The organism is Chloroflexota bacterium, from assembly GCA_034717495.1.
In the GTDB taxonomy this organism is placed as follows: Bacteria; Chloroflexota; Anaerolineae; order JAAEKA01; family JAAEKA01; genus JAYELL01.
Genome location: JAYELL010000093.1, coordinates 23,572 through 29,093, shown reverse-complemented (window position 1 = coordinate 29,093; position 5,522 = coordinate 23,572). Strand labels below are relative to the sequence as shown.

Annotated in this window: 6 protein-coding genes; 4 read left to right on the top strand and 2 right to left on the bottom strand. The window is 57.6% G+C overall.

Going from position 1 to position 5,522, the window contains the following annotated elements:
- The 4 genes from U9R25_16830 to U9R25_16815 form a co-directional block, all read left to right on the top strand.
- On the top strand, window positions 1–712 hold a 712-nt coding region (locus tag U9R25_16830), incomplete at its 5' end, for a response regulator transcription factor (protein ID MEA3337563.1).
- Between the two features lie 9 nt (window positions 713–721).
- Window positions 722–2,149: a HAMP domain-containing sensor histidine kinase gene (locus U9R25_16825; GenBank protein ID MEA3337562.1), complete on the top strand. Its 1,428-nt coding sequence runs from the start codon at window positions 722–724 to the stop codon at window positions 2,147–2,149.
- 64 nt (window positions 2,150–2,213) lie between these two features.
- A complete protein-coding gene (locus U9R25_16820; GenBank protein MEA3337561.1) occupies window positions 2,214–2,654 on the top strand; it encodes a hypothetical protein in 441 nt (146 codons plus the stop codon).
- A complete protein-coding gene (locus U9R25_16815; GenBank protein ID MEA3337560.1) occupies window positions 2,647–3,018 on the top strand; it encodes a YtxH domain-containing protein in 372 nt (123 codons plus the stop codon). The genes U9R25_16820 and U9R25_16815 overlap by 8 nt, the downstream gene beginning before the upstream one ends.
- An 85-nt stretch (window positions 3,019–3,103) precedes the next feature.
- Here the strand turns inward: U9R25_16815 and U9R25_16810 are convergent, their stop codons facing one another.
- Together U9R25_16810 and U9R25_16805 are read right to left on the bottom strand one after the other, a co-directional pair.
- Complete coding sequence (locus tag U9R25_16810; protein MEA3337559.1) at window positions 3,104–3,538, bottom strand: rhodanese-like domain-containing protein; 435 nt, start codon at window positions 3,536–3,538, stop codon at window positions 3,104–3,106.
- 139 nt (window positions 3,539–3,677) lie between these two features.
- Window positions 3,678–5,522 (bottom strand): lamin tail domain-containing protein (locus U9R25_16805; protein ID MEA3337558.1); only part of this gene is annotated, 1,845 nt, incomplete at its 5' end.

The following is a 5,522-nucleotide window of genomic DNA, read 5'->3' as shown; positions in this document are numbered from 1 at the left end:
CGTTGAAGATGACGACCTGTTGCGCCGCAGCCTGAGCCTGCAGTTGGAGCTCGTCGGCTATCAAACCAGCACAACCGCCAGCGCTGAGGATGGGCTGGCAGTCGCACGCCGGGATCCACCCGATCTAATCCTGCTGGACGTGGGGCTGCCCGGCATGGATGGCCTGGAGGCCCTTCGTCACTTCAAGACAGGCGCCGATATTCCTGTGATCTTCGTAACCGCCCGTCGCCGGGAGCTGGATACCATCCTGGGGCTGGAACTGGGTGCCGACGATTACATCACCAAACCGTTCAACCCAGACGTGTTGCTGGCACGCGTCAGGGCCGTGTTGCGGCGCAGAGAGGCGCGCGCGACGGACCCGGCAGTCACACCCCCTGCTCCGCTGCAGGTGGGAGACATTGTGATCGACCCGATGGCCCATACCGTGAGCATAGCAGGCCGTCCGGTAGACCTGACTGCCAAAGAATTCGCCCTGTTACACGCACTGGCAATTGAAGCTGGCAAGGTTCTGTCCATCGATGAACTGCTCGTTCAGGTCTGGGGCGCGGAATTCTCGGGAGAACCCCAGGCCGTATATGTCCACATTCGCTGGCTGCGGGAAAAGATCGAAGCGGACTCCAGCAATCCTACCCGAATCGTCAATGTACGCGGCGTCGGCTATAAACTGGTGCCACAGCCCGATGGCAACACTTTTCCCGACTCATCCTCCTGATTGAGAGCCATGCACACACTCCGCGAACGTCTCATTCTCAGCCATATCCTGCCGCTGCTGCTGGTTCTTCCTCTTGTTTTCATAACGCTTGTCTACATCCTTGAGACCCAGATATTACTAACCGACCTGTCTCAGGATATCACTGAACAGGCCAATCTCATTGCTAAGGCAATCAGCCATAAACCGGTGATACTGGAGGATGTCGAACAGGCCGAGGCATTCATTGGCAGCATCGATCTTCACCTCGATGGCCGTATCCTGCTGATTGATTCCGAAGGGCTTTTGCTCGCAGCAAGCCTATCTCCCGCAACAGGAGAGAATGGGTCGCCAATCGACCTGGAAGCATTGGAAACTGTCCTGGCAGGCCAGCCTGTCGTCATGGTCTACCATGGACTTCTGGAACAACGGGCTCAGGCACTGGTGCCCGTCGCCGATATCAACGAAAACCTGATCGGCATTGTGAGTGTCACCGAATCCCTTGAGGGAGCAGCATCGCGATTTGCGCGCCTGCGGTGGTGGATTCTGGGAATTCTGCTGCTCCAGCTACTGCTTGCAGGCCTGATCGGATACATCCTCTCGGTCCGGTTGGCGCGACCAATCCAGCACGCCAGCGAGGCCGTTGTTGACATCGCCAATGGCAAACAGGTTGATCCTTTGCCCGAAGAGGGCCCGGAGGAGATAAGGCAGCTGGCGGCGGCGGTCAATACCCTTTCAGAGCGCCTTCGTCTGCTTGAAGCAACCCGCCGCCGCTCCCTTGCCAACATCGTGCACGAACTGGGCCGTCCCCTGGGCGCAATGCGCGCGGCCGTTCACGTGTTGCGCCAGGGTGCCGGAGACGATCCGCAGATTCGGGAAGAGTTTCTGGCTGGTGTAGAAGGCCAGATCGAACGAATGGAACCACTTTTGGATGATCTCACCCAGCTGCACAGTCAGGTAGTTGGCAACACCAGGTTGGAGCTCCGCCCGGTCTCCTTGAGCCAGTGGTTGCCACCAGAATTACTGCCATGGCGCGCGGCTGCCATCGACAAAGACCTGGATTGGCACAGCTCAATCCCTTCCGGCCTGCCGGCGATTGCCCTGGACCCCGATCGTATGGCTCAAGTGATGGGCAACCTGCTGAGCAATGCCATCAAGTACACACCTGCGGGGGGCAGTGTCACTGTCGATGCAGGTGTCGGCGATCAGGAAGTGTGGATCAGAATCAGCGACACAGGACCAGGCATCAACCCAGACGAACAACAACGGGTCTTTGAACCCTTCTACCGCAGCGAAAACGACCGGCGTTTTCCTCAAGGGCTGGGTCTGGGCTTAACGATCGCCCAAGAACTCGTGGAGGCCCACAGCGGCTATCTGGAGTTGATCAGCGACAGGGAAAGGGGAAGCCAGTTCATCGTCCATCTTCCCCTACAAATCAAAAACCGTTGCATGCCCGACTGAGTTGTGTTACAATGTCGGTGAATTTTGCACCCGACCAACTTGTACGAATGGAGCAAACTTGTCTATGTTTCCACAGGAGTTGACCCGCTCGCAGAAAGCGGGTCTGACAGTTGCGGTCATCGCCATTGCCACGATCCTGGGGGTGTTACTTTGGTTCCTGTTGACACATCCGGTGGCAACGGCGGCAATCCGTGACATCTCGATCATCTTGCTGGCAATCGCCGTGATTGTGCTGGACATCATTTTGGTCTTTTTGATGCTTCAGCTCATTCAATTACTGACTTACCTGATCCAGGAGTTACGCCCAATTGTGGAAAGCCTGCAGGAAACCACGGGAACTGTCCGTGGCACCACCACTTTCATGAGCGACAGTGTTGTCAATCCAGCGATTGAGGTAGCGAGCAAAGCCGCGGGGGTCCGTAAATCGTTCAGTGTGCTGTTGGGCACAGCCAGCGATTTACGGCCTGGTTCTCAACCGAAATCCGGAGGAGAGAGCGATGGCTGATCAAGACCACGGACCATTTGCTTTCCTCACGGGTTTGCTGGTCGGTGCGGCCGCTGGTGTCGCGGTTGCCCTGATGTCGACCCCCCGCTCTGGGGAAGAGACGATCGAACTGGTCCGAGAGCGCGGCATACAGCTCAAAATGCGTGCCGAGGAGTTGGGAAACCAGACTCTGCAGATGGCGTCTGAGCAATTCAACAAGACTCAGGAGAGCATATACTCCTTTGAGACGGAGGTGCTTGAGCGGAGTTGGGATGTCGAGGAACAGACTCAGACTGAGCTACAGAAGGCCATAGACAGAATGGATGAAGAAGAGATTCCCCTGAAAACACCGATGACCGACCGGGAACCCGACGGGACATCCTAGGGGATCGTCGCCCAGCTGACGCAAACAGCAGCACCCGTGGCGGGTGCTGCTGTTTTTTTTCCGGCAGTCCGTCGTTACCAAAGCTTTACTGCTCAATCTCCAGCCCGGCCTGCTTCCAGGAATTCATGCCACCCTGCATATTGTGAATGTCAAATCCCTGTTGGTTCAGGAACTGGGTTGCCTGTCCACTACGGTTGCCGCTGCGGCAGACCGCGACGATGGTCTTATCCTCGGGAAGCTCGCTCAACCGGTTGGGAAGCTGACCCAGCGGTATCAACACAGCACCCGGAATATGACCGTCAGCGTACTCGTAATCCTCTCGAACATCCACAATGAACACATCATCGCGCCCACGAATCTCGTCAACGGTGGCCGCGTCGATATTGGCCGCCAACTCGAGTTGCACCGGCTGCACCACCGGAGCATCGGCTACCGGTGCTGACGCACCGCCGCAGCCGCCAAGCACAATGGTGGTAGTCAGAAGGATAGCCAGAACGAGTCTTTTCATAGATAGTCGCATAAAATCTCCTCAGGTTTTCCAGTGCGGTACTCATTAGGATGATCGGTTGCGACATTTGGTTACTTGTCCAGCCCAAACTGCTTTTTTTGTTCGACATTTCATGCCACAGGACAGCGACCAGGCCGGCGCAGTATCAGAGTTACCGATCCAGAGCGATGGAAATTACCATGCCGATCCATCGCCAGGCCTCTCGCCCATCCACCTCGACGCCCTCTCGTTGCTCACCGGTCAACGGCAGGAATACCGGCGATCGATTCCATGCACCCAAGGTCATATCGTTGTCAACTTGAAAGCGATCATCATGGTCTGGTGCTGTCCCACCTTGCCAGAGATCTGACGGGCGGCGAGGCAGAATCCGATAGCCTGCGTCGTATGGCGGCTGATCGTCCCACTGGCTGACGACACCAACGACCGTCCATAGGTCACCAACAGTCACGTATGGCCGCTCGATGCCGGTGCCTTCCCGAATGGTGATCTTTGCCTCGCCGCTGCCATCATCCAGATACAGTGTAGTGCGCCCCCAAAAACCACTGATGGGTGCAGTGAGCTGTACCAGACGCCCCTCATTGGCCTCACCGATCTCCCCACTTGCCACCAGATGCGGCTCCGGCGGCGCACCGGGATGCATTGTCTTGATGTCGTCGATGCGAGTCAGGCTTATCTGCTGCTCTCCCTTATAGAGCTTCAGGCGTCCATTGACCCTCACCCACTGTCCTTCGCTCAATGGCGGCCATTCTGCTGACCTCAAGTAGACTCGCAAGCCTCCTGAGGCATCCTGAATATAGATTTGATTCCTGGCATGAACGTCAGGCAAGACGGTGACCTGTCCCTCGATCGTTCGTCGCGCGCCATCAGGCAACACGCGAGCCTGGGCTACGGTCACCAGATCGTGATTGAAGCGGTCGTAGGGCGGCTCAGGTGGTCCCGAATGGGTTGAGCCACCGGAATCGCTACCGGTCCCGCCTGGCCCAGGCTGATTATGGGCACCAGGCGTCTCGTTGCAGGCCAGCACCCAATCCCCATCACCATCAGGAAGACGGCACCAGGAGTCGTCGTAACCACTGAACCGGTCATATTGGAACTGGTCAGCGACAGTGTCGTCGGGGTGCAACAGGCGCACCGACTCGTCCCTGGCATTCAACGCCAGGCCACTTTCGTGTCGAAAGAGCACCAGGAAATCTCCCGGTGCCAGCATCGCGCCGGACGGGAAAGTATAGATACGGCTTTGTTCTCCCGGGACTCTTTCCGCACCGGGTGGCGGGCCATCCGCCACTTTCCATCCACCGAGATCGACTATCGTATCACCTGCGTTGAACAGTTCGACCCACTCATCAAGATAACTTGCTGTGCCGTCACCGTCCCAGTCCACATCCCGGGGGCTGGCGAGGATTTCGTTAAGCCTTATTATGTCGTCGGATGTGTAGGCAGGTTGGTTGGAACTTCCAGGGGAAGGAGGATAACTGGACACCCAGGAACCGCTGCCGTCTGTCTCCCTGCTAAAGGAGAGATCGGGTCCGGCCGCGCTGTAGAGGGTCTGATCGACCACAGTATCATCGGGCCACAATAGCCTGACATTGTCACCGGTGTCGTTGAGAGCGACACCGGTCTGGCTGCGGAAGAAGACCAGGTAGCTATGGGGAGCAGCCATGGTCCCCTGTGGAATCACGTAGACGGGGCTGCCACCCGGCGCATCATCCAGTATCCATCCGCTCACGTCGACATCAATCCCGGCGCTATTGTACAGTTCGATGAATTCGTCATCGGGGTCCACCTGACCATCGCCGTTCCAATCGCTGCCTGGTTTTGGCAGGTATTCGTTGAGCCGGATGCTGGTAGGGAATGGCGTTGGGTTCGACGGAGTCGGTGAAGGTGTGAGGGTCGCCGTAGGGATTGGCGTGAGCGTGACGGGCGGTGGGATATTGCTGCCACCCGGCGATGGCTGATAGTGCCGGGTCCACTCGTCTCCACCATCGACCCTCTTGCT